The sequence below is a fragment of the Arenibacter antarcticus genome, from assembly GCF_041320605.1.
Taxonomy (GTDB): Bacteria; Bacteroidota; Bacteroidia; order Flavobacteriales; family Flavobacteriaceae; genus Arenibacter; species Arenibacter antarcticus.
In genome coordinates this window covers 1,233,857-1,256,016 of sequence record NZ_CP166679.1, presented here as the reverse complement: position 1 = coordinate 1,256,016, position 22,160 = coordinate 1,233,857, and the positions used below count along the sequence as shown (strand labels likewise).

Genomic DNA, 22,160 nt, shown 5'->3' with positions numbered 1-22,160 from the left:
ATCATGTATTACTTTAATAAATTATTGCTTTTAATTTTTGTAGTATTTAGCTTTTCGTGCAAACGGGAGCAACCAAAAAAAACCGTTGAAAATAAAAGGCCCAATATTCTTTTTATAATGGCCGATGACCATGCCGCCCAAGCTATTAGCGCTTATGGGCATCCTATCAGTCAATTGGCGCCAACACCAAACATCGATAGAATTGGGGTTGAAGGTGCAATTTTTAGAAATAATTTTTGCACCAATTCCATCTGTGGGCCAAGTAGAGCGGTAATTCTAACCGGTAAGCATAGCCATATCAATGGATTTAGGATGAACGGAGACCGCTTTGATGGGGGTCAGCAAACGTATCCAAAGCTGTTGCAAAAAGCAGGTTATAAAACCGCCATGTTTGGGAAATGGCATTTGCACGGGGAGCCAGAAGGTTTTGATCATTGGAACATTCTACAGGACCAAGGCAATTACTACAACCCTAATTTTATTTCTGTAAATCCAGAAACAAAAAAAGTGGATACTACTATGGTTCACGGCTATGCAACAGATATTGTTACCGATGATGCCATCCGTTATTTAGATAAAATTAAAGACGATAGCCAACCTTTTATGCTTATGGTGCAGCACAAAGCCCCACATAGGAACTGGATGCCTGCGCTACGCCATTTAAATTTATATGATTCCATACAGTTTCCGGTACCGGACACCTATTTTATGGACAACGAAGGTTCCACGGCTTCCAAAGAACAGTATCAAACCATTTACCGAGATATGTATGAGGGTCATGATTTAAAAATGACTAAGAAAAAGGGCAGTCCGGAATTGGCGCACAACCCATGGAAAACAGATTTTGAACGCATGACCCCAGAACAACGTGCAGCTTGGGATAAAGCATATCAACCAAAAAATGATGCCTTTCACGATGCTAATTTATCTGGGAAGGACCTGGATCTTTGGAAACTCCAACGCTATTTACAAGATTATTTAACTACGATCGCGGCAGTTGACGAGGGTGTTGGCAAGATTTTGGATTATTTGGAAGCCAATGATCTGGCGGAAAACACTATTGTGGTATATACAACCGATCAAGGGTTTTATTTGGGCGAAAAAGGATGGTTTGACAAACGTTTTATGTATGAGGAATCTCTAGGAATGCCCATGCTTATGAAATATCCCGCGCTAATAAAACCAGGAACAGAAATTACGGCATTGACCCAAAACCTAGATTTTGCAGAAACGTTTTTAGATTTTGCACAAGTAGATATTCCTAAGGATATGCAAGGAAAATCATTAAAGCCACTGTTGACCAATTCCGTAAGGGATGAAGATTTTAGGGATGCTATCTACTATCATTATTATGATTTCCCTGCTTTTCATATGGTTAAGAAAATGTACGGTATTAGAACCGATCGTTATAAGTTGATTCATGTGTATGATGACATTAATGAATGGGAACTATACGATTTAAAAGAAGATCCTTCAGAAATCAATAATGTAATCCATGATGATATGTATAATGAAGTGGAACAGCTTTTAAGAAAACGATTGGCTCAATTGCAACAGCAATATCAAGTGACGCCAAAGGAATTTGAGCGGACAAAGCCCGAGGCTATCCAGCGGGCTTATAATGTTTTTGAGCGTTTAAGAGGGCAACCCATGAAGGCTTATCAGCATTAGGATCAATATATAAAACATCTTTATAAAAACTGGTTCCAGGCAATCAATAAAACACTTCGAATTACTAATGATTGTCGGTTTAATTTCTTTCCAATCTAGTAAAGAAAAGTCGCCCAAACCTGAAATGGACCAGGGGAATCAGCTCAGAAAGATTTTCTGACCTATTGCAACCCAATAGATATAGACTATTCCTATATGTCCCATTATCGGGCAAGAAACAATGTGTCTTACCGCTCTGGAGCAGACCCGGCCATTGTAAATTTTAACGGCATGTTTTACATGTTTGTCACCCGTTCCCATGGCTATTGGGCTTCGGACCATATGAGCAACTGAAAATTTATTAAACCTCAAAGTTGGTATTTCAATGGGACTAATGCTCCGGCAGCCGTGGTGAAAGATGGAAAGATTTTGGTGTATGGAGACCCTTCGGGGCGCGGGGCATTTCAAAAGACAAACTCAATCTTTCGGCCTTAATGTACGATACCCCAAATTATGAATTACGTGCCTTAAATACAGATACGAGCTATTATTATCAGGTGGAGGCATTTAATGAAAATGGTATTTCTAAAAAAAGCGATGTTCTTTTTACAGTTTAAGAGAGAGCGGTAATCATAGGGATTAGGAGATGATTGCAGGGATTGTAGAAAAGAATTTATGATGGTGCAATAACATTTCTGAATAGCCCCCAGATTTATCTGGGGGTATATAATAGATTACACGTTTGGGGCTTTAGCCCAACTCAAAAGCCCCGCTAGGTTTTGCCAGCTTTGTAGGGCTCAATTCAAATAGCATAATTCTTTAATTAAAGTAGAATCCTCCGCCCTTTCTCATGGCTTTCTTCCAATTTTTCTAGAACCAACATATTGTTAATGCCATCTTGCAAAGGGGTAGGTGCTGCTGAGTTGCTTAGGATAGATAAGGAAAAGGCGTCTAGTTGTAAGGTATATTGGTTGCAGGGATCACAACTGATGGTTTCCGTGCCATTCTCTTTATGGACCCAGATTTTTGATGGTCTGTCTGTAGGTGGATTAAAGGGATATTCAAATTCTATACTTCCCTTGGTCCCATAAAGCTGTGTTTTTTGATGATCTGCAAGTCGGATCGAACTAAAGAAGGTAGAAATTCCCTCCTTAAATTCCAAAATTCCGGAAGCGGACAGGTCTACTTTGGTTTCTGCATCCAATTCCAGTACGCCCGAAACCGCAATGGGTTCGGACTCAAAAATATATCGGGAAAGGGAGAGGGAATAACACCCAATATCCCTTAGACTTCCACCACCAAACTCCTTGTTGTTGACGATGCTTTTTGGATCATCGTCAAAAAAAGAAAAGGAAGAACTAATTCTACCCACCTTTCCAATAGTGTTTTCTGCAATTAATTCCTTGGCTTTGATCCATTGGGGATGAAATCGGTACATAAAGGCTTCCATTACCTTCATATGTGGATATTCCTGGGAAGTTTTTTGTAACAATTCCCCATCTTTTTTGGAGGTGCCGATTGGTTTTTCCACTAAAACATGTTTGCCCGCTTCAAGAGCTTTTATGGCCCAAAATACGTGTAGATGATTGGGCAAGGGAATGTAAACGGCATCAATACCGGGGTCGTTCAACAATTCTTGATAATCTCCATAAGATTTTATCCCTAAATAATAAGCTGCAATTTTTTTAGCCCTGGATATATTTCTGGAGGCAATAGCGCTTAGCTCTCCGTAATTGCTCTCTTGTATGGCAGGGATAAATTGCTCCACTGCAATGGTTGCCGCGCCTAAAATACCCCACCTAATTTTTTTCTCCATACTTCACCATTTTAAATGATTTCTATGTTCATTTTTATGTCATGCAATAATATTAACTCATTTTATTCGAATAAACCAATTCAATATAGGATTGGGACAATATCTAATGTGTATTGAGTAATATATGCTAATTGGTTCCTGTTTTATATTATTTTCTTTGTTAGGATTTGAGGCAGGATTAAGTTTAGGGTCGATTTGAAATTGTCTAAATATCAGGGTTTAACGCGATCAGAGGTTATGGAAACTTCAATACTAAAATAGAAGTATATGTTAACAGGGATAGATTATTTTATAGTAATAGCCTATATAATAGGAATGTTATTACTAGGGCTCTATTTTAAGAAATTCGTCAATAGTTCAGAAGATTATTTTCTTGGTGGTAAAAGCCTACCCTTTTGGGCGATTGGGATGTCCATTGTGGTTTCGGATATTGGGGCCTTGGATTTTGTGGGGGTTTCTGGACAGGCCTATAGATATGGTATTTCTGTTGGCAATTTTGATTGGGTAGGTTCAGTTCCGGCCATGTTGTTGGCAGCTTTTATTTTTATACCCTATTTCTGGCGTGGGGGTATGTACACCATACCCGAGTATCTAGGAAGAAGGTATAACCAGAAGGTAAGAACCATTGCCTCGGTAACATGGATTCTATTTTTTGCCCTAGATTTGGGGGTGCTTTTTTGGGCCAGTGCGGTACTATTAAACGTACTTATGGGTTGGCCTATATGGATTTCTATTATTTCTACTGCCGGGGTAGTTGGCCTATATACTTATTTTGGTGGGATTACTGCAGTAATAATGACCGATGTAGTGCAATTTATTATTATGTTCATTGGTGGTTTCGCCCTTGTTTTTCTGAGCCTTTACGAAGTTGGAGGTTGGGATAATATGGTAGAAAAAATCAGCACTATGGGACCTGAGTATCGAAACCATTTCGACATTATTCAACCGCAGGATACGAAATCTCCCTTCCCGTGGACAGGAATATTATTCGGTCTAACCTTTGTTATGGCCAACGCATATATGATTGGTAATCAATCTATTGTACAGCGATGCCTTACCGCCAAAAACGAATGGCACGCAAAAGCAAGTATGATTTTTGGTTCTGCTCTTAAAATGTTTATTCCTATATTAGTATTGTTCCCAGGTCTTATGGCTGTCGTGGTTCATCCCGGATTGGCAGACGGTGACCAAGCATTGCCAATGATGATTAAATCTATCTTGCCTCCAGGCTTGGTTGGACTTATGTTTGCCGCATTTTTTGCTGGACTTATGTCTAGTGTAGATTCCTTGTTAAACTCTACGGCAACCCTATTTACTAAAGATATCTACGAACCTTTTATTAGAAAAGGGGCAGATGACAACCATTATTTAAAAGTAGGACAAATCACAACCTTGGTTTTATTGGTGATTGGTGTGGCTACTTCACCTATTAGCAGTGATTTCCCGGGCATTTATGTGGCCATTCAAACGTTTATGTCCTATTTCCAAGGGCCCATATTTGCGATTCTCCTTTTGGGTATATTTTGGAAGAGAACTACAGAATGGGGAGGACTTTCCGCATTGGTCATAGGAATTGGATTTGCCATTTTCTTAAATGTATTTAAAGAGCGATTCTTTACTATAGAAGATCCTTTTCTTTATATCTCTTGGTGGTCCTTCTTGCTTGGCTTTATCATAAATGTTACGGTTAGCTTGCTAACTAAGAAACATACAGAGGAGCAATTGGAAGGTTTGGTGTTTAGTTCCAAAATTTTGGTAAAAAATAAAAAACTGTAATATGTTCAATTTTGACTGGCTTTCCGGTGTTTCGCAAGAAACTGCAAAAATGATATTTCTTTCTTTGTATGGAGTTATAGGAATTTTGGTGCTCTTGTTACCTACAGAGTATGTTTACGAGGGTATAGCAAAGGAAGATCGCCATTGGTGGAACAATTTAAAACTTTGGTCTATTAGTGTACTGGCCATATTGGCATCGATCTATTATCATTTTTAACCCCTAAATCCAAAAATAATATGGAAACAAATGAAATAAATGCAGGAATAAAGGCCGCCCAAATTAACAACGCCCTTGGGGTTTTTATTTTGGCTTTTGGGGTTATTGTGCTTTTTGCAATGATCTATACTGAAACCTTTGTAGAACATATGACCGATATGGTTGCTGGCTTGCTACTAATATCAATTGGAGGAGGCATGATATGGAAAGCGAAAAGCACCTTGAAGAAATTAAGAGCCAAGAAGGAATAATAAGAAAGAATAATAAGATATAGACAATGCATAATTCCGTAAAAATTGCGTTATCGGATAATTGGAGAATCCAGAGTTCAAATAAAGTTTCGGAAAAAGGGGGTGAAATTTCTACCGAGTCCTCAATTTCAAATAATTGGCTAACCGCTAAAGTTCCCTCTACAGTTTTGAGCACTTTAGTAGCCAATAAGGTTTACGAAAATCCCTATTTTGGGGAAAATCTAAAGTCAATTCCAACCGAGCTTTTTAAAGTGCCATGGTGGTATGCCACTAATTTTGAACTTACCCAGGAACAAGCGAATAATTTTGCAAGGCTAAATTTTGACGGCATTAATTACAAGGCCAATGTATGGTTAAATGGTCATCTTATTGCGAATACCAAGGCTATTGATGGGGCATTTCGTATAACTGCTTTTAATGTAAGTGACTACCTCATTAGGGGTACAAACGTATTGGCCATTGAGGTAATTCCTCCCAAACCAGGCGATTTCAGTACTGGCTTTGTAGATTGGAATCCTGCACCCCCAGATGGGAACATGGGTGTTTTTAGACCTGTAACCTTGCATCTCCACGGTGGGGTACACATTGAAAAACCCTTTGTACAGACCAAAGTAAACCTAGAAACCCTAAAAGAAGCCCACTTAACCGTTTCAACGGAGTTAATAAACTATTCTGACACTGTCATTTCAGGAGATTTAATTGGAACCATAGGGACTATATTATTTAAGAAAAAGATTAGCCTTGCCCCTAAGGATAAGGAGCTAGTCATCTTTACAAGTACAGCGTTTTCTGAACTTCATTTTAAAGAACCAAAACTGTGGTGGCCAATTCATTTGGGTAATCCCGATCTGTATGATCTGGATTTAAAATTTGTGGCCAGTGATGAGGTTTTAGATGAGACCCAGCTAAGATTTGGAATTCGCGAAATAGAGGATTATTGGTTAGATGATATTCACCGAGGATATAAAGTTAACGGAAAAAAGGTCTTGATTAAAGGTGGCGGATGGACAGATGATATGCTTTTAATGGATACCGATGAAAGTATTGAAGCACAGGTGAAGTACGTAAAACAAATGAATCTAAATTGTATTCGTTTGGAAGGTTTTTGGGGGAAAGATCATAAACTCTACGACTTATGTGACCAACATGGGATTTTGTTAATGGTAGGATGGAGCTGTCATTGGGAACATGAAATCCATATGGGGGTGCCCGTAAACGAGCGTTTTGGAGGGGTATACAAACCTAAGGATATAGCCCATATAGCCCAAGCTTGGGAAGATCAAGTAATATGGTTGCGCAATCACCCAAGTATCTTCGTTTGGACGGTAGCAAGTGACAAAGTCCCTATTACGGAATTGGAACAAAAATATATAGACACCTTTGCCAAATATGACCCCACAAGGCCATATTTAAATTCCACCGGGGGTGTGGGTAGTGATCAGCATGTTATAGGCAGCGAGGATGTCATTAGTGAGATTAGTGGATCTTCCGGAGTAAAAATGTTAGGTCCCTATGCCTATACCGCGCCGGTATACTGGTTTACAGACACCAAATTGGGTGGAGCCTACGGATTTAATACCGAAACAGGTCCCGGAGCACAAGTTCCCCAATTGGAAAGTTTAAAAAGGATGATTCCGAAGGAGCAGTTATGGCCTATTGGAGAAGCATGGAACTATCATTGCGGCCGGTATGAATTTGCGGATTTAAGTAGATTTACCAAGGCTATTGAGGAACGATATGGAACCCCAAGTTCTTTGGAGGAGTTCGATAAAAAGGCTCAGGCTATGAACTATGAGCTTATGCGCCCCATGTTCGAAGCTTTTCAGGTGTACAAAAAGAGATCAACAGGTGTCATCCAATGGATGTTGAATGCGGCCTGGCCCAAAATGTATTGGCAATTGTACGACTATTACTTAAATCCGACAGCTGCATTTTACGCTACGCAAAAGGCATGTAAGCCTTTAAGCCTGATATACAATTATGGGGATAAACACATTTATGCCGTTAATGACCATACGTATCGGGTAGAAAACCTAGAAGCCCAGATCAGGGTGTTTTCCATAAACTCAGAAATACTATTGGATGAAAAGGTTGCCATTAACTTAGAACCGGATTCATCTAAATCTATCCTGGCACTGAAGGAATTGAAAGGGCTAACAACCACCTATTTTATAGATCTACGATTGATTAATAAGGATGGAGTTGAAATCAACAATAATTTTTATTGGCTCTCCACAAAAGAGGAAGTATTGGATTATGGAGCAGATTTGGGCGATTTTGCCTTTCATACCCCCAGTAAAGAATACGCAGACCTTACGGAATTGAACCACTTGCCTAAAGTCCACCTAGAAGAGACACATCATTTTGAACAGGAAGGAGAAACTCAGAAAATTGAAGTTCAACTAAAAAATAATAACAATTATATTGCCTTTTTAATCAATCTTAAGCTAGTAGATAAGGTCACTGATAATTTAATACTCCCTATTTTTTGGGAGGATAATTTTTTAACCTTACTTCCTGGGGAAGAGCGGACTATTTCTGCAACCTACTCCTTCAAAGGGGAGGCGCAATTAAAGGTAGAGGGGTGGAATTTATTATAGTTTCAAGTATGCAGTAATAACATCAATTTATAAAAAATGAAAAAATTAGCAATATATGGGGGAGCCCCCTGTAGAGATACTACCAAGAATCCCTGGCCTAAATGGCCAGTATGGGGGCAAGAAGAGGAAGTTGCTCTGATTGAGGTTCTCCATAGTGGAGTATGGTCCTATAACGGTCCCAAGGAAACTGAATTTAATAGACTTTTTGCAGAATATACTGGAGTTAAGCATGCCATTTGCACGGTAAATGGTACCATAACTTTGCAAATTGCGCTTGAAGCCTTAGGGATAGGGGTTGGAGATGAGGTTATTGTCCCGGGCTTAACCTGGCAGGCCACTGCGGCTACTGTAATCGACGTAAATGCCACTCCTATATTGGTCGATGTAAGTGAAGATACCTGGTGTATTGATCCAAAAGAAATTGAAAAAGCCATAACTCCAAAAACAAAAGCTATTATTCCCGTGCATTTGTATGGGGCTTTTGCAGATATGGATGCTGTAATGGCCATAGCCAAGAAACATAATCTTTATGTTATTGAGGACTGTGCCCACAAACACGGTGGGGAATGGAATGGTAAAAAAGCGGGCAGTATTGGGGATATTGGTAGTTTTAGCTATCAATTGTCCAAACATCTGACCGCTGGGGAAGGTGGATCTGTAACTACCAATAATTCAGAATTGGCAGATAAATTGGATGCACTTAGAAACTGCGGTAGGAGACCTGAAGCTGCCACTTTGGAAGGAGTGGATAAGGGTGCTGGGGATTATGGAGATGACGATGGTAATTTTATTCAGTCAGGGAATCTACGGATTACCGAATTCCAGGCAGCTATCTTAATTGAAGGTCTAAAGCGCTTGCCTGCTCAAAATGCAAATAGAGATGCAAATGGGGAGTATTTAAATGCTCTGCTTTCAGAAATTCCTGGAGTATCCGCTATTGCAAGGGACAAAAGGGAAACTAAAAAAGCCTACTTTAATTTTGCGTTTAGGTACCATAAAAATGATTTTAAGGGATTGTCCATAGAAAAATTCAGAAGTGCCTTGGAGGCGGAATTGGGAATTGTAGTAGATGCCAGTTACGAGCCCCTGAACAATTGTTCTTTATACGTACCGCACACAAAACCTTCCAGACATAAATTAAACGATGCTTATTGGAAGGCCATTGATCCGAAGCGATTTTCACTGCCTGTTTGCGAACGGATATTTCAGGAAGAATCGGTTTGCATGCACCATAAATTGTTGATGGGAACCAAGGCAGATATGGATTTGGTAGCCTTAGCTATAGAAAAGATTTATACCCATGCCGAAGAATTGATGGATTAAAGAAGTAAACCTGCCAGTAGGTAGGCCAACTTTTAGGAAGCACTAAATTAAACGGATGAAATTACTGATTGGTCTTCTATTTATTTTCACATGGTCTAACCTTGTTCTATCTCAAGACTCCTTGGTTGTGCCAGATAATTACGGTTTACCACAAGTGGGTATTTGTGCCCATAGGGGTGCCAACGAAACCTATCCTGAGAATACTTTGGCAGCATTTGCTGAGGCTATTCGTTTGGGAGCGCAGATGATCGAGTTTGATGTGCAAATGACCAAGGATAAGCAATTGGTGATTATGCACGATGAAACGGTAAATAGGACCACTAATGGCCGTGGACTGGTTGGGGAGCTTACGCTAGGAGAAATAAAAAAACTGGATGCGGGGAAATGGAAATCCAAAAGGTTTAAGGGCGAAAGGGTTCCCACCTTAACGGAGGCACTTAATTTAATGCCCAGGAATATATGGCTCAATATCCATTTAAAAGGAGATGAACGTTTGGGAGCCGCAACGGCAAAAGCCGTGATTGCTAACAATAGAATGCATCAGGCTGTTATTGCCTGTGAAAATGAGGCGGCAAAAGGGGTAAGGCGGGTAAACCCCAATATTATGATGTGCAACATGGAGCGATTATCCAGTAGGGCAGAATATATAAAAGCAACCATAGAGAATGGCTTTTCATTTCTCCAATTAAGAAGTAGTCGCGACGATGAACATATGACGGAAGATTTAAAAAGGCTAAAAGAAAATGGGATTCAGATTAATTATTTTCACTCTGAAGATGAAGGTCAAGTGAAGGAATTAATGGATGCAGGGGTCAATTTTATTTTAACAGATCGTTTGTCCAAAATGCTTCAAGCCTTTGATACACTCAATTCAGCTCCATCTGTGGACCCAAAATAATATAAATAATTCAATGGAAAAAATTAAAATAGCCCTTATTGGTGCAGGATTTATATCGGATTATCACGTTCATGGCCTTCAAACGCTTGCCAATGTGGAAATTGTTGCCGTTGTTTCCAAAAATATTGATAATGCCAAAAAATTTGCCCTTAAGTATAACATCGAGGAAGCGCTTAACGATATTTCAACGCTCGTCGCAAGAGATGATTTGGATGCTGTAATTATTAGTACTCCCAATCAATTTCACGCTCCTTATGCAATCGCATTTTTAGAAAACGGCAAGGATGTTTTTCTTGAGAAACCCATGGGAATGAGTGGTGATGAAGGTAGACAAATAGCGGAGGTGGCTAAAAAGCATAACCAATTGGTGATGGTAGGGCATATGTGGCGTTTTGATGCTGATACTCGTTATATCAAGGATACCGTAGCTTCCGGAATGCTTGGAAAAGTATTTAAAACCAAAGGCTACGGAATACACGAAAATTGGGGCCCATCAGGCTGGTTTACAAAAAAGGAACTGGCAGGTGGTGGAGCCTTGGCAGACATGGGGGTTCATGCCATTGATGCCGTGAGGTATATTTTGGGAGATCCAAAACCTGCTAAGGTATATGCCAGAATTTCTACGGAATTTGGTGACTATGATGTGGACGATACAGGGATTATAATTATTACTTGGGACAATGGCACGGAAAGTATTATAGAAAGCGGATGGTGGCATCCTCATATGGACGGACCTGAAGCTAGTACTAGTCTGTTTGGGACTAAGGGATATGCCAATCTGTTTCCCACATTTTTAAAAATGAAAGAGGGGGAAGGCACGGTGACAACAGTACCTGAGCTTCCAAAAAGGGAGGATCATTGCGATCAAATAATCTATACCCGTCAAATGGAGTATTTTGTAAACTGTATCAAAACCAGACAGCAACCCGTTCCAGGACTTCTGGAAGGACAAATGGTGTTGGACATTGTGGATGCGGCCTATTCATCCGCCAAAACAGGCGAGGTCGTTAATTTAATATAGGACCCAGTCGCTACTAAACCTTGAATTATGATTCTGAGCGTATTAAAGGAAAACATTGAAAATATCATTTTTGATCTGGATGGTACCCTTTGGGACCCCATGCCCATGAGCATAAAGGCTTGGCATACAGCATTAAATAGGTTCGATTGTATTGAAAATCCTATTTCCCAAGAAGATATACAGGGCATTATGGGAATGCAACATAATCTGGTGGGCGAGAAATTGTTTCCCTACCTCTCTAAAGAGCAGCAAGACGAGGTTATAAACAGTTGTTATATGCAGGAGGTGCAAGATATTAAGCAAGCTGGAGGTGTTTTGTACCCCGGATTGGAAGCTGTTTTGGAGACCTTAGGAAAAAAGTACGATCTATTCATAGTCAGTAATTGTCAGGCTGGTTATATCGAAGCTTTTTATGAATATCATGGTTTGGGTGCCTATTTCAAAGATTTTGAATGTTCAGGAAACACAGCTATGTCTAAGGCTATAAATATCGGGATGCTGATAAAAAGAAATACTTTAAGAAATTCAATTTACGTAGGAGACACACTAGGGGACTATTTGGCAGCAGAAGACAATAAGCTTCCATTTGTCTTTGCCGATTACGGCTTCGGACAGGTTCCTGATATTCATTATGCCATTACACAAATAGGAGATTTAGAACAGATGTTATAAAATAGTGTGGAACTTCTTCCTTTTTTTAAAAAATTAAAATTCGTGCTGGTCTAAGGGCTGAGATAACCTGGAATTTTACATGTATTGCTATGCCCAAAAAGCGTACTGCAGCTTTCATATTAGATTCCCCTTGCCGAAATTTTTCCAATTGTGTATTAGGGGAGGTTTTTAGATGCTAATATTAAATTAACAATTAATTTCCATTTAATTAATATTATCTCAATATGGGTTAAGATATGCTGTATAATTAATAATATGTAATGTAGTATAGTGCGAATAATAGGATAGATTTGTTAGGTAATTAAATAATCAAACCGTTTAAACAAAACTCAAGAACATGAAAAACCAAAATTTAAAAATATTAATGCTCCTTCTGTTCGGCATGATGACTACCATCATGTTTGGGCAGCAAGAAGTAAGAGGAGTCATCACTAGTGATGCGGGAGAGTTGCTTCCAGGGGTTTCCGTTGTAGTAAAGGGAACCACTACAGGGGTGACGTCCGATTTTGATGGAAATTACAGTATTTCTGTGCCCAGTGGGAATGCGGTACTCGCATTTTCGTACCTAGGAATGAAGAACAAAGAAGTAACTGTAGGCAGCCAAACTACTATTAATGTAGTACTGGAAACCTCCTCTGAAGAATTGGATGAGGTGGTAGTAACCGCTCTCGGTATTTCTAGGGAAAAGAAATCCTTGGGATATGCGGTAAGTGAAGTTAGTGGCGATGCCCTAGACAATGTACCTCAAGAGAACGCGATGAATGCACTTTCCGGGAAAGTATCCGGTGTTGCCATCAACTCTACTGGGGGACCTGGATCTACTGTCAATATTAACATAAGGGGGGCCTCTTCCTTATCAAGTGACAACCAACCACTTTTTGTAATAGATGGAACGCCAGTAATTAATTCCCCCAATAATATAGGAGGAGTTGGTAGAGATAATAAAGTTGATTACGGAAATGCCATTTCCGATATCAATACCGATGACATAGAGAGCATGACAGTTCTTAAGGGGGCTAGTGCAGCAGCATTATATGGTTCTAGGGCCGGTAATGGTGTTGTGTTGATTACTACCAAATCTGGGAAAGCAAAAAAAGGATTGGGAGTAACTGTAAATTCGAGCACTGTCTTTGATATTCCGTATCGCTATTTGGATACCCATAGAAAATTTGCCGCTGGATCTAGGCCGTACACTGAAGACAATTATCCTGCTAATTCCTATGGAGCCATTATAATAGGAGAAACAAGTTCTGCTTGGGCAGGACCAGCTTTAGATCAGGGCATTAAAGCAATTCATTGGCCCTATACCGCGCAAGAGATTGCAAGTGGTATACCGGTTGCAAGGGAGCTAAAGTCATATGACAATGCAAAAAACTTCTTTAACACCGCTATTACCTCCTCCAATAATGTTTCTATTCAGGACAATTCTGAAAAAATGAATTATAGGTTGTCCTATTCGAATATGAAGCATGAAGGATTTATTCCAAATTCAGATCTTAGTAAGCACAGTATCAACCTAAATTCTGGCCTAAAATTAAACGAAAAAATAACGGTTAGTTCTAGCATTAATTATACTAAATCAGGTGCAGACAACAGACCTGCAACCAACCGAGGTGCAAACCCTATGCAGGCATTGTATGAGATTGCTCCTCATATTAATGTGCTTGATATGAAGGATTATTGGTTGCCTGGATACGAAGGAATTCGTCAGAATTCGCCTTTTGCCTTTGGAGACGACCCAACCGATACCGAATGGAACAACCCTTATTTCTTGGCACATGAGGTAAATAATGGTTTTGAAAGAAATAGGTTCTATGGTAACGTAACAGGTGATTGGCAGATTACAGATGAGTTCTCGGCCATGGTACGTTATAATTTTGATGAGATAAATGAGGTAAGGGAAACCAAAATGTCCAAGGGCTATACTGGCGACATTAACGGAGCCTATGGTATTCAAGATATCCTAAACAATGAAATAAATATTGACTTCCTGCTTACCTATGCGAAGAAATTTAACGACTGGGATTTTTCAGCCTCTGCCGGTGGTAATAAACGAACCACCAGTTCTTCTTCCGTAAGGAACTCAACCATAGATAGAGGGTCGGGTATATTGACTCCGGGACTATTTACCCTAGGTAATATTGCTCCAGATAACCTGGTTTATAGGTCTTATAAAAGCGAACGTCAAGTGAATAGTTTGTATGGTTTGGTAAGTGTTGGATTTAAGGAAATGTTTTATATAGATGCAACCGGTAGGAACGACTGGTCCAGTACACTTCCAGATGATAATAATTCCTATTTCTACCCGTCCATATCTACAAGTTTATTGATAAATAGAGCCCTAAATTTAGGGGGAAATGTTTCTTTAATAAAACTAAGAGCAGGTTATGCCGAGGTAGGTAATGATACCCATCCCTATAATTTAGAGCCTATACTTAATAGCGGTAGCTCTTGGGGTAATGCATCCCGACTTTCCGTTCCTGGAACGTTGTTAAATCCAGATTTAAAACCAGAATCTCAAGATTCTTGGGAAATAGGGACCGATCTAGCTTTCTTCCAGAACAGATTGCGTATGGATTTCACCTATTATGAAAGTGAGAATAAGAATCAAATATTCCCGGTTAAAGCTGATGTAGCATCGGGATATCCGGATAGATTTATTAATGCAGGTTTAATTACAAGTAGCGGCGTAGAAGCTGGTCTAAGTGGTACTCTAATAAGCAATGGCGATTGGAATTGGGATATGGGCTTTGTCTTTGGGCGTAACCGTACCAAAGTAATGGAATTAGCCGATGGAATGAATTCAGTAACCTTTTGGGAAGATGCCAAAGGAGGAGCCATCACTTGGTTGGGTGAAGAAATTGGGAATATTATAGATAGGGCATTGGTGAGAGTAGACGATCCCAATTCCCCTTACCATGGCTGGCCTATTATAGATGATTCTGGTTTTGAGGATAGTGATAGAACTTTAGAGGACGCAGATGGAAAAAGGGTTGCCCCGGTTATAGGCAACTTTAATCCAGATTTCACCCTGGGGATGACCACTTCGGCCTCCTATAAAAATTGGTCCATTTCCATGAATTTTGATTGGAGAAAAGGCGGACAATTTATTTCGCAAACCCACCGATATGGAGAATCAGATATGCATACTCAACGTTGGTTGGATAAGATGCACAATTTTAGCGATGTAGGGGATTTACCTACCTATTTGAAAAATAATGAAGGCAAATACCTATCCGAAAATGGTGAGTTTTATGTTTTAGTAGGAGGAGCTACCGCAAACACTGGTGGTTATCCAGTAAGCGAAGGTGGTATCACCTTAAACGACGGAGTGTTTATGCCAGGTGTACAAGGGGATTATGACGGTAATGGAAACTTTGTAGCCACTACCGAAAACCTAGGCGGGCCAGGTACGGTATACACCAGATATCAAGATCATTATGGTTGGGATTTTGCCAGAACATCTGCTTTTGATGCCGATTTTCTTAAACTGAGGGAAATATCCCTTACGTATAGTGTTCCTAGTAAGGCAATTCGCCAAATAGGATTACAGAATGTAGCCATTTCGCTTTTTAGCCGTAATATCATCTTATGGACTAAAGCCGATATTGGTGTAGATCCGGAAATGGCTTTTCAACAAGAATCTTCTGAACAAGGTAAGAGTGGTATCCAATTTAAGCAGGGTATAGAACGCTTTAATGTTAGCCCATGGGCCATACCAGTAGGGTTTAAACTTAATGTAAGTTTCTAAGTGGAGGCTATTAATACTAAATACGATAAAATTATGATGACTATAAATAAATTATTCAAATCATTTTTAGTGGTGTGCGTAGTGTTTGCGGCTTCCTGTGACAACGACATCACCGATATAAATACAAACCCCAACGGGGTTAACCTAAACGAAGGCAATCCCAGTTTTTTATTGACCGACGTAATGGCCAATACAGCTATGGATGTAGGGAATAAGGGATATAGCGACCCACTTTCCGCTTTTGTACAGTACACCCAAAAAGATTCCTGGGGCAATAACAACTACGACTGGACCGGTAGCGGCTGGGAAGGCTATTACGGTAATTTGCGTACCGCTAAATTAGCGAAGGAAAGATCCGTGGAATTGGGTTTTAAATTTCACGAAGCCGTAGCCACAATATTAATGGCTCATAACTTTGCCCTACTGACCGATTTTTATGGTGACGTGCCTTATACAGAAGCTCTGCAGGGTGATGGGGAAATACTTTTACCTAAATACGATTCTCAGGAATCTGTTTATAAGGGTGCCATCGCAGATTTTGAAGCTGCTTCAGCCATGCTTTCCTCCAATAGTGGGAGCTTGGAGGTTTTTAGTGCTACACAGGATATATTTTTCAAGGGCGATGCTCAAAAATGGATCAAATATGCCAATTCCTTGGCCCTTAGATACTATATGAGGTTGTCCGAAAAAGACCCGGGGTTTGCCGGTGCAGGAGTACAGGCTATCTTGGCCAAACCCTTAATAAGCAGTGTTGATGAAGAAGCCGCTATCCCCTATTTGGGTATAAGTCCGGACAATTCCCAACCCAGTAATGGACAGCAAGGAACTGCTTCCAATTTTACACGGGTAAAACCTGCGGCCACTTTAACTTACAGATTGGAAGAATTAAACGACCCAAGAAGGCATATTTGGTTCGATGCTGTTAAAATACCGATAAAAGTTGTTCCTGCAGCTGATGTTCCAGGAGGTGTTGATGATGTAGTGGAAGATGGAGTTCGTTACATTAACGAGGAGACCTTAGCAGCCAACAACTTTAAGATCTACAATCCAGATACCTGGTATCAAGACCGTTTAAACGGTTTAACTATGATTGATACCAATAGCGTTTATGTGGGAATTCCCGTTTCCAATCAAGGAAGTCAACCGTATACTTATAATTTAAATCCAAACCCTGTTCAGGGGGGTGGAAATCCACATGTGTCCTTGATGAATCCCATGTTCGATGCAGTGTCTGGAAACAATCTTAAAGCACGAGTATTCTCTTACGCGGAGGTATGTTTCTTAAAGGCTGAAGCCGCTCTAAAAGGTTGGGGAACCGATGCGCAAGGCAATTATAACAAAGGGGTACAGGCTTCTTTGGATACCTGGGGCATAGGGAGTGAATATGCTGATTATATAGGGAACCCAGATGTTGCTTTTAACGGCAGCTTAGAGCAAATTATAGAACAAAAATGGATCGCCAATTTTAGTTCTGCCTCCGAAGCATATTTAGATTGGAGACGAACCGGATTCCCTGATCTAAAAACAGGTCCATTCGCTAAATCTACAGTAATACCGGTACGTTTTGTGTATCCAACCAATAATAGCACTATAAATAGAGATAATTATTATTCTGCATTAAATAATTTGGAAACTACATCACACTCGGGTGATGTGCCAGGATATATAGAAAATGACACTCCATGGTCCAAACCTTGGATATTACAAGGTGTTGCCAAGCCTTGGTAGCGATAAGTTTATTTTATTTGAGTTAGTTAGTTTAAAAAATACCTGGGGACACTCAGGTATTTTTTTTTGATGTTGGGTTTGGATGAATTATAGAAAAGAGGCCTAAGGGGTCACGTGAGGACGTAGTTCCAAACAAGCAAAACCCCGAGATTTTAAATATTTTAATTCTTATGGCACCTTGAACGCTTTGGATAATCGACCACAAAAAGTATTTATAATCCTAATTCCGGCACCTACTTTAATTAAAGTTTGCTCCCATAGGACAGATCACCTGCATCACCAAGTCCAGGAAGAATATAACCCCTACTATTTAAGGCCTCATCAATGGCGGAAATCCATAAATGTGTGTTTTTTGGGAATACCTTTTCTACATGGGCGATACCCTCTTTGGAGCCTATGACAGACACAAGGTGTATCTGTTTTGGGGTGCCATAATCCTTTAGGGCCTTAAGTACATTCTCCAAAGTCCTTCCTGTAGCCAGCATAGGATCTATCAGCACCAATGTTTTATCCTTTAAGGAAGGAGTGGCAAAATATTCTACAAGAACTTCAAAATCGTCGGCATCGTTTGGGTGATGACGAAAGGCCGATATAAACCCATTTTCGGCCTTATCAAAATAATTCAGCATTCCCTGGTGCAAGGGAAAACCGGCCCTAAGTATGGAACACAATACCAACTCATTTTGGGGCAAGGTCATCTCCTTGGTCCCCAAAGGGGTAATAATGGTTTTTGGTCCATACTCCAAGGTTTTGCTCAACTCATAACTCAGGATTTCTCCGATACGCTCAATATTTTTTCTAAACCGCATCGCATCTTTTTGGATGTCAACATCTCTTAATTCCGCAACAAACTGATTTAATAATGAGTTTCCTTCCCCTAAATAATGAATAACCATATCCCCTTAAATTTGCATTAAAAGTACAAATTTATTGTGGGGATTAATATCCATACAACGGGATTTTACTCCCCTATACGGTGCAGCTATCCCCATCCTTCTTTACTCCCAGCTTGTGTAGAAACTTTTCCATAAGGCACCATTGCGTAAATGCAGATTGGAAAAGGTTGGCGCCAACGAAGAGTGTAAACCATAACCAGTTGATGTTTACGTACATGGCCAATAGTACGCTTATAATAATAAATGTTCCCGCAATTGCCCTGATATATCTGTTGATCATATTAGTATTTTTTAAAGGTGTAAATAATTTTTCACTGTATTCATTACTTATAATTCTTTCTTTCGATCATATAATATACTAACGGCACTACCAATAGGGTAAGTACAGTAGATACAATGGTTCCTCCCATCAAGGAAATGGCCAACCCTTGGAAGATGGGATCGAACAAGATCACAAAAGCTCCAATGACTACTGTTCCTGCAGTTAAGAGGATAGGGGTTGTCCTTACCGCCCCAGCTTCAATCACCGCTAATTTCAACGGTACTCCGTCTGCTAGCCGAATATTGATAAAATCGATCAGTAATACAGAATTTCGGACCATGATCCCAGCCAAGGCTATCATTCCAATAAAAGAAGTTGCTGTAAAAAAGGCTCCCATTATCCAATGCCCCAATACAATTCCGATCAGGGAAAGCGGTATGGCCACCATCATTACAATGGGCGCCCTAAAATTCTGGAACCACCCTACGATCAGGATATAAATAATGATGATAACACCAAGGAATGCCAATCCTAAATCCCGGAATACTTCCAAGGTAATCTGCCATTCCCCATCCCACTTAACGGTATAGTTGTCCTCAAAATCGGGTTGTTTTATATAGAGTTCATCCAAGGAATAGCCTTCTGGTAAATTCACTGTCTTCAACTTATCGGCCATTCCTAAAATGGCGTATACCGGACTCTCCAATTCCCCGGCCATGTCTGCCAGCACATAGACCACTCGTTTTTGGTTTTTTCTATAGATACTCTTGGCCTTGGTAGTTTGTTCTATGGTCACCAAGTCTGCTATAGGTACCATATTGCCATTTCCTTGTTGCGATTTCACCTTCAATTGGGCAATGTCCTGGATGGTGGATTTCTCTTTCTCATCCAATGCTAATATCAACCCAATCTGATTGGAAGCATTTTCATCGTACAAAGTGGTTACGGCCTTTTCGGACAAGGCCATATTCATGGTGTGTACAATTTGTTCCGGCGCTACTCCATAGAGCATAGCTTTTTCTTTATCTATAATAAATTGATACTCCACCTGGTCAGCTTCTACCATCCAATCTACATCCACCACATCCACAGTGTTTTTTAGAATCTGCTGTACTTGGTCAGCAACATCCATTTGGATATCGTAGTCCGGTCCATAAATCTCCCCAACAATAGTAGATAGTACGGGTGGCCCTGGCGGTACCTCTACAATTTTCACATTGGCATTGAATTTTTCTCCGATTCGTTGGATCTCCGGTCTTAATAAACTGGCAATATCATGACTCTGAGCACTTCGTTCGCCCTTGTCTATTAGGTTTACCTGTATATCGGCCGTATTACTCCCACCTCGTAGATCGTAATGACGAACCAGTCCGTTAAACGTAATGGGGGCTGAGGTGCCCACATAGGTCTGGTAATCGACTATTTCGGGCCGGGTACCCAGGTATTGGGCAATCTCCTTAGCAACCATCGATGTGCGTTCCAAGGTAGTTCCTTCGGGCATGTCTATGACCACCTGAAACTCGTTCTTATTATCGAAAGGCAACATTTTTACCGCTACCGATTTGGTAAAGAACATCGCAATTGAACCTAGTAATAATATAAAGGTCACTCCTAAAAACAACCAACGCTTCTTTTTGTTTTCTATCAGGGGACTCTCAAACTTATTGTAAATTCTATAGATCAAGGTTTCCTCCAATGGCTTTTCAACTTTTTCTTGACCCTTTTTTTCCTTTTCACGAAGAAAAATATACCCTAAATAAGGAGTAATCGTTAAGGCAACAAAAAGAGATAATAACATCGCAATAGATGCTCCTATAGGCATGGGTGACATATAAGGTCCCATAAGGCCAGATACAAAGGCCATGGGCAATACCGAGGCTATTACCGTAAAAGTGGCCAAAATGGTAGGGTTACCTACCTCATTTATGGCATACAGTGCAGCCTGCTTAAACGGAAGTCGCTTCATTTTAAAATGCCGGTGCATATTCTCCGCTATAATAATGGAATCATCTACCACGATACCCGTTACAAACACAAGGGCAAATAGCGTAATGCGGTTTAGGGTATAATCCAACATATAGTAACTCAATAAGGTTAGCGCAAAGGTTATGGGAACCGATAAAAATACCACCAGCCCCCCGCGCCATCCCATAGCCAACATCACTACCAAGGTTACCGCAATGATGGCCCCGAGGAGGTGCATTAGCAATTCCGATACTTTTTGGGAGGCCGTTTCCCCGTAATTACGGGTTACCTCAACATGTACATCATCCGGAATTAGGTTTCTTTTTAGGTGGTCTACCTTGTCCAAAATAATATCGGATAGTTTCATGGCATCAGCACCCTTGCGCTTCGCAATGGCAATGGTAACGGCCGGGTATTCGGACCTATAGGTTTCCGCCTTAGTACTTCCCTGTCCAAACCCTAGGGATACGTAGTCTTTTGGAACTTCGGGACCATCCAGGATCTGGGCAATTTGTTTTAGATAAATTGGGCGGTCCTGCTGGATTCCCACCACCAAATTTTCCACATCGGTAACCGACTCTAAAAATTTTCCGGTAGTCACCAGAAATTCTGTGTCGTTTTTATCAAAGGAACCGCTGCTCTTCTGATGGTTGTTGGCTTTTATCATTTGTGCAACAGACAGAAAATCCAGGCCGCTTTCTGCCAATTTATCCTTGTCCAATACTACCCGTAATTGTCGGTTACGACCGCCTATTTTTTGAGTGGCGGACACATCGGTGACTTTTTCAATTTCGTCCGTAAGCTCTTGGGCTATTTGCTTTAATTGATAATCGTCATAGGTCTCGCTCCATAGGGTAAGCCCTAACATGGGAACATCATCTATGGCCCTGGTCTTCACCAAAGGGAAGGTGACCCCCTGCGGCATTTGATCCATATGTTTATTAATCTCGTTGTATAGTTTTACATAGGACCGCTCAATATCTTCGCCCACGTAAAACTGCACTATAACCATACCTTGTCCCTCCATAGAGGTAGAGTAGACGTATTCTACACCCTTAATATTGGAAATTAATTTTTCAAGAGGTTTGGTTACCCGGCTTTCCACTTCTGTGGGACTCGCCCCCGGGTAGCCCACAAATATATCCGCCATAGGCACGTTTATCTGTGGTTCTTCCTCCCTAGGAATCAAGAATGAACTGTATACCCCAATAACCATGAATACGATCATTAAGAGCACCGTCAACTTAGATCCAATAAACGCTTTGGCAATTTTGCCGGCTAATCCTTCTTTCATCTTTTTTATATTGTTTTTGGACGTTCCCTTCGCTTAGCGC

Annotated in this window: 15 protein-coding genes; 11 read left to right on the top strand and 4 right to left on the bottom strand. The window is 40.4% G+C overall.

The window, feature by feature from the left end:
• Positions 1 to 3: 3 nt before the first annotated feature.
• On the top strand, positions 4 to 1,671 hold the full coding sequence (locus KCTC52924_RS05225; RefSeq protein ID WP_251806831.1) for a sulfatase: 1,668 nt from the start codon (positions 4 to 6) through the stop codon (positions 1,669 to 1,671).
• An 802-nt stretch (positions 1,672 to 2,473) separates the two neighbouring features.
• Here KCTC52924_RS05225 and KCTC52924_RS05220 read toward each other — a convergent pair.
• Entirely contained in the window at positions 2,474 to 3,466 is a 993-nt protein-coding gene (locus KCTC52924_RS05220; RefSeq protein WP_251806832.1) for a Gfo/Idh/MocA family protein, read from the bottom strand.
• Between the two features lie 267 nt (positions 3,467 to 3,733).
• On the opposite strand from KCTC52924_RS05220, the gene KCTC52924_RS05215 reads away from it, so the two are divergent.
• The 10 genes from KCTC52924_RS05215 to KCTC52924_RS05170 all read left to right on the top strand — a co-directional run bounded on the left by KCTC52924_RS05215 (position 3,734) and on the right by KCTC52924_RS05170 (position 17,703).
• Positions 3,734 to 5,242 (top strand): sodium:solute symporter family protein, encoded by a 1,509-nt coding sequence (locus KCTC52924_RS05215; RefSeq protein WP_251806833.1) that lies wholly within the window; start codon positions 3,734 to 3,736, stop codon positions 5,240 to 5,242.
• A 1-nt stretch (position 5,243) separates the two neighbouring features.
• A complete protein-coding gene (locus tag KCTC52924_RS05210; protein WP_251806834.1) occupies positions 5,244 to 5,459 on the top strand; it encodes a hypothetical protein in 216 nt (71 codons plus the stop codon).
• Positions 5,460 to 5,479: 20 nt separating this feature from the next.
• On the top strand, positions 5,480 to 5,710 hold the full coding sequence (locus tag KCTC52924_RS05205) for a hypothetical protein (RefSeq protein WP_251806835.1): 231 nt from the start codon (positions 5,480 to 5,482) through the stop codon (positions 5,708 to 5,710).
• 26 nt (positions 5,711 to 5,736) lie between these two features.
• Complete coding sequence (locus tag KCTC52924_RS05200; RefSeq protein WP_251806836.1) at positions 5,737 to 8,310, top strand: glycosyl hydrolase 2 galactose-binding domain-containing protein; 2,574 nt, start codon at positions 5,737 to 5,739, stop codon at positions 8,308 to 8,310.
• Positions 8,311 to 8,346: 36 nt separating this feature from the next.
• On the top strand, positions 8,347 to 9,633 hold the full coding sequence (locus KCTC52924_RS05195) for a DegT/DnrJ/EryC1/StrS aminotransferase family protein (RefSeq protein WP_251806837.1): 1,287 nt from the start codon (positions 8,347 to 8,349) through the stop codon (positions 9,631 to 9,633).
• Between the two features lie 55 nt (positions 9,634 to 9,688).
• Positions 9,689 to 10,531, top strand: coding sequence for a glycerophosphodiester phosphodiesterase family protein (locus KCTC52924_RS05190; protein WP_251806838.1), 843 nt, complete (start codon positions 9,689 to 9,691; stop codon positions 10,529 to 10,531).
• Positions 10,532 to 10,544: 13 nt separating this feature from the next.
• On the top strand, positions 10,545 to 11,552 hold the full coding sequence (locus tag KCTC52924_RS05185) for a Gfo/Idh/MocA family protein (RefSeq protein WP_251806839.1): 1,008 nt from the start codon (positions 10,545 to 10,547) through the stop codon (positions 11,550 to 11,552).
• A 27-nt stretch (positions 11,553 to 11,579) separates the two neighbouring features.
• A complete protein-coding gene (locus tag KCTC52924_RS05180) occupies positions 11,580 to 12,224 on the top strand; it encodes an HAD family hydrolase (RefSeq protein ID WP_251806840.1) in 645 nt (214 codons plus the stop codon).
• Between the two features lie 337 nt (positions 12,225 to 12,561).
• The gene (locus KCTC52924_RS05175; RefSeq protein WP_251806841.1) at positions 12,562 to 15,975 is read left to right on the top strand and encodes a SusC/RagA family TonB-linked outer membrane protein; all 3,414 of its coding nucleotides are present in this window, start codon (positions 12,562 to 12,564) and stop codon (positions 15,973 to 15,975) included.
• A gap of 33 nt (positions 15,976 to 16,008) precedes the next feature.
• Positions 16,009 to 17,703: a SusD/RagB family nutrient-binding outer membrane lipoprotein gene (locus KCTC52924_RS05170; protein ID WP_251806842.1), complete on the top strand. Its 1,695-nt coding sequence runs from the start codon at positions 16,009 to 16,011 to the stop codon at positions 17,701 to 17,703.
• Positions 17,704 to 17,945: 242 nt separating this feature from the next.
• Here the strand turns inward: KCTC52924_RS05170 and upp are convergent, their stop codons facing one another.
• From upp to KCTC52924_RS05155, 3 genes are all read right to left on the bottom strand, one after another.
• On the bottom strand, positions 17,946 to 18,599 hold the full coding sequence (gene upp, locus KCTC52924_RS05165; protein WP_251806843.1) for a uracil phosphoribosyltransferase: 654 nt from the start codon (positions 18,597 to 18,599) through the stop codon (positions 17,946 to 17,948).
• A 73-nt stretch (positions 18,600 to 18,672) separates the two neighbouring features.
• Positions 18,673 to 18,879: a DUF2892 domain-containing protein gene (locus KCTC52924_RS05160; RefSeq protein ID WP_251806844.1), complete on the bottom strand. Its 207-nt coding sequence runs from the start codon at positions 18,877 to 18,879 to the stop codon at positions 18,673 to 18,675.
• Between the two features lie 43 nt (positions 18,880 to 18,922).
• Complete coding sequence (locus KCTC52924_RS05155) at positions 18,923 to 22,120, bottom strand: efflux RND transporter permease subunit (RefSeq protein ID WP_251806845.1); 3,198 nt, start codon at positions 22,118 to 22,120, stop codon at positions 18,923 to 18,925.
• Positions 22,121 to 22,160 lie beyond the last annotated feature (40 nt).